This is a genomic window from Endozoicomonas sp. ONNA2 (assembly GCF_024606365.1).
In the GTDB taxonomy this organism is placed as follows: Bacteria; Pseudomonadota; Gammaproteobacteria; order Pseudomonadales; family Endozoicomonadaceae; genus Endozoicomonas.
On the sequence record NZ_JAHHPO010001166.1, the window covers coordinates 1 to 4,506 of the forward strand.

Below are 4,506 nucleotides of genomic sequence, written 5' to 3' on the forward strand. Positions count from 1 at the left end.
GCTTGGATAATACAATGTTATACGACTTAAGACGGATGATTGTCGGGAATTGCTGTTCTATTTCTGCATGAGCGTGCATTCGATTCTACCACCCTGCCAGAAGACCACCCCTGCCAGCCAGCGATTGAGCAGTCTTTCTTAAAAATCAACTATAAATGTTTAGCCAAGTATACTAACCTTGGGCTGAATTAAGGAAAAACAGCTTCATCTGTTTGCTTACAATTCATTGACACGAATCATTGGAACCAATGCATATTTGACTGGTCTGAATTTCTGGGTTTCTCAATTAATGAATAATTGAAATCTACGTAAAGTTCAGCAAATAGAAAATATACCGTACCAATCCAATATGTATTACAGGATAATAATCAATGATTGCACCTTCACTTCTACCACCTTCAACAAAAATATCACTATCTGTTTGCCACCAGGATGAAGTCACTGACACCGAGGAAATTTATGAAAACTCAATTCTTCAGAAGTCTTTTGAAGATCGGTTAGCCAAGGCAAAAGCTGTGTTAACTCAAGACCCCGAGACACGGGATACGCTCAGTGTGCTGGTTGACAATTTTCACCTTTTTCAGGACGCTGAAAACAATATTGAGAACATAAATAATTTCCTCACACTGGTACTGGCCCAGTGCAATCTGACCCACACCCATGACACTCTTGACCAAAGAGACGGGATTAAAGAGCTTGTAGATATTCTTAAAGTTCAAGATGACCTGATTAATAAAAGAGAAGTACGTGGGAGCTGTGAATCCCGCCTGCAAGCACTGAAACAGGGCATGTCAGAAATTTCACTGACCGACCGTAACGAATTGCCCGAATCACCCTATGGACTCAAATTGATAGATATACGGCATACTTTTGTAGCGGAACTTGTCGATGAGTGGTATCCGGAAGCGATAAGGCAACCCATCAATGATGCGCTGGTACTATTAGACTACCAAATGACAAAAGGCTCTAATATAGGGCCTCTTCCGGAAACCATTAAGGGACTAACCTTTGGCAAGGCTGATAACCTGGCCAATTTCTCTGCCAATTTAAGATACCCTAACCCTGATCTTTTTAGTCATGATAGACGTGAGTATTTGAGTAAATGCAGTGAATTAGAACAGTATTTTACCCATGCAAAAGACCTGGTGGCTAATGAGTTAAAAGCCGGGCACGTTCCAGATAATATGATGGAACAAGCCATACAGGCGTTATCCTGCCCTGTCTCTGAAATGAACAAAGAAGCCCTGGTACTGGCAATAACGAGCAGAACCTGCGAAGAAAAAGACCTGGAATCCTACCTGGAAGCCGCCCTGATATTGTTGCTAAAAACAGAATTTCAGGAACAAACCCCCGAACTCTCAGATGACGCGGCTATTACCATGGCACTCAATCGCAGTAACCGTCTGATTATGAACTGTTATTCATATTCACAAGGCAAAGCTATCTATATTGATGAAAGCGCCGCTGAACTGCTTGTCAAAAGCCTGACTCCGCTGCCTAAAGATACGACAGCATTTGTTTAAAATTGTGAAACTTGTAAGCAGTCATACCAATTGCTACGTCGAATGTCGTTATCACATAGACATTTCTTAACTAACTAATCTTCAGGAGAATCATCGATGCTTTCATTCTCATCTATACTCCCCCCGACAAATCAAATAGCAACCTTATCAACAGAAACAGAGGGAGATAATCCGAACGAACCTGTTGAGACAATATACCATAGCTCACCGGTTCAGAGAGCCTTTGCAGACCGCGTGGAAAAGGCTAAAGACGAATTAATGAAACACCCCCGGACCAGTGAAGTACTCAGTATACTTGTTGACAAATTTTGCCTTTTTCAAGACGCTGCTGATACTGTTGATGAAAAAATTGATAAAAAAAATAATTTTCTGTCTCTGGCACTCACCCTATCCAATTTAGCCAATGAAGAGGGTATAAGACAGCTTAAAGAGGTTCTTGAAATTCAAGCTGATATTGTTAATAAAAGGGAACTGTTTGAAAGTAATGAATCCGGCTCTGTGTCCATTAAGGATGGTGCGCCCTCCGATGTCAGTGACATTAAGGAAGAAGCCTCTAAAAGCCCAAATTCTTATTTACAGGGCATCTTGGCCAATGAATCCTGTCTGGCAAAAACGGCACAGGACTTATCAGAGCTTTCAATGAAAGACAACACCTACATGGCCGATCATCGCCCTTATGTCGCATTGCGTCATGTTCGAATCTCCTGGACAAATGAGCTTGTCAAACAGTGGTTTGCGCCAGAGTCACAGCAAACCATAAGTAACGCACTGGTGCTATTAAACTATCAAATAACAGAAGGGACAGACATAGGCCCTCTCTCAGATAATATCAAGATGCTGAGATTTGGTAATGCAAAAGACCTGGCCGATTTTTCTGCAAATTTAAGATATCCTAATTCTGATATTTTTAAACAGGCAAGAATTGAGTTTCTGAGTAAATGCAGTGAATTTGAACATTATTTTGTCTATTCAGAAGATCTCTCCAGCGAATTAAAAGACGAGATTGATGACGATAAAATAGAACGAGTGAAACACGCACTGTCTCAGCCTGTATCTAAAATGTCCTCAGACGCGCTGACAGTGGCAGTAATGCTCATACCAGAAACAGAGAAAGATTTGCAATTTTACTTGAAAGCTGCCCTGATATTGTCGCTGAAAACAGAAGCATTTCAAAATACCCCCGTACTCTCAGATGCCTCAGCTTTTGCAACAGCGCTCGGTAGATGTGATCGAAAGTTTATGAAGTATTTTGTACGCAAAGAAGAAGCCTTTAAAGTGGCCGTTGACACCCTTGTTAAAGGCATGACTCCATTGCCAAAAGATTTCACGACATTTGTTTAAAGATTTTTTTTTAAAAACGTCGACTTTTAATTAAACGTTTCCCGTAAAAATATAGGACCATTGTATCTTTACGGGAAACAATAGGTGGCTCAAAAAGGTTCAATTAAATGAAAAAAATTTATACCTGGTCGGTCATAAAAGTTATTTGCGCAAATGCAGATAATTGAATACAATCACACGGCCAAAATTAATACTTTGAACTCCAGGAGAATCAACCATGATTTCCACCTCACCCTATTTACCTTCATCAAACCTGACTTTTTCAGTTATTAAAACCATTGATGGAGGTCTTGAAACGCAGGAACTCTACAAAGACTCGATCCTTCATACACATTTTGAAGATCGGCTAAAAAGAGCTAAAGCCGAGTTAACGCAACACCCTGAGACCAGTCAAGCACTCAGACCTTTTGTTGACAGTTTTTGCCTTTTTCAGGGAGACGAAAACAACATTGAGAATATTAATAACTTCCTGACACTGGTGCTGGCCCAGTGCAACCTTGTTGATGCCCACTACTCCATTTCTAAAGAAGGTTATAAATATCTTGCAGAAGTTCTTAAAATTCAAGATAATCTTATTAATAAAAGAGACATTCATGGCAGCAGCGAAATGCGTTTGCAAGCCTTGGAAGGCGATTTTAGGGCAATTTCGTTAGATGACTGCAGACCCACGGCAGCACACGGAATCAGAATGATAGATGTACGAGGAATCTTTGTAAAACAGCTTGTCAATCAGTGGTTTTCGAAAGAGACAAGACAACCTGTTCAAGATGTACTGGATCTATTAAGCTATCAGATGACAAAAGGTGCCATTTTAGGCCCTCTCCCGGAATCTATTAAGGCGCTGAAGTTTGAAAAAGCAGAGGATCTGGCCAATTTTTCTGCTAATTTCAGATATCCTGTACCTGATCTTTTTCATCAGTATAGAACTAACTATTTGAGTAAATGCAATGAATTAGAACAACATTTTACCAATACAAAAGTCTTGGCTCATGAGTTAAAAACAAAGCGTGTTCCTGAAGATAAAATAAATCAATGCATACAGGCGTTATCACGCCCTGTATCTCAAATGAGCAAGGAAGCCTTGGTGCTGGCAAAAGTGAGTAGAACATTCCTTGAGAAAGACCTTGGTTCATACTTGCAATCTGCCTTGATCTTGTTGCTAAAAACAGAAGAGCAAGAACTAACCCCGGGACTCCCAGATGACACGGCTATTGCAAGGGCACTAGAGCGTGCCACTGAAATGATTAATGGGTGTTTTTCTGGACCCAATAGCGTCTTTCCTGCTATAGCCGCTGCTAAAGAGCTTATTAAAAGCTTGACTCCATTGCCTGAAGATAGGACAACATTTGTCTGAAATTTCTCAGGGTGGACATTAAGGAGTTGTCTGGAAATAACTTCCCTATTTTCATTGCCTGACTTGACTGAGCTTGTTGAAGTTCGGTGGTACGCCCCTTCGACAAGCTCAGGGTGAACGGAAATCGGGAAATTATTAAAAGACAGTTCCTTAGGCGCTATGGATGGAGAATTCCGGTAACCATTCGCTAAATCGATTATTCAAGCATCAATAGCCCTGTTCAGCTATTCTTAATAGATGCTTGAAATCACTTCGCCTGAATGCAATTCAGAACAATCCTGTACTCCT

Annotated in this window: 3 protein-coding genes; all 3 read left to right on the forward strand. The window is 40.7% G+C overall.

Annotated elements, in window-relative coordinates; genetic code table 11:
- The first annotated feature begins 371 nt into the window (after positions 1–371).
- Positions 372–1,523 (forward strand): hypothetical protein, encoded by a 1,152-nt coding sequence (locus KDK14_RS20580; RefSeq protein ID WP_257267109.1) that lies wholly within the window; start codon positions 372–374, stop codon positions 1,521–1,523.
- 96 nt (positions 1,524–1,619) lie between these two features.
- Entirely contained in the window at positions 1,620–2,864 is a 1,245-nt protein-coding gene (locus tag KDK14_RS20585) for a hypothetical protein (RefSeq protein ID WP_257267110.1), read from the forward strand.
- A 217-nt stretch (positions 2,865–3,081) separates the two neighbouring features.
- A complete protein-coding gene (locus tag KDK14_RS20590) occupies positions 3,082–4,218 on the forward strand; it encodes a hypothetical protein (RefSeq protein ID WP_257267111.1) in 1,137 nt (378 codons plus the stop codon).
- The last annotated feature ends 288 nt before the right edge of the window (positions 4,219–4,506 follow it).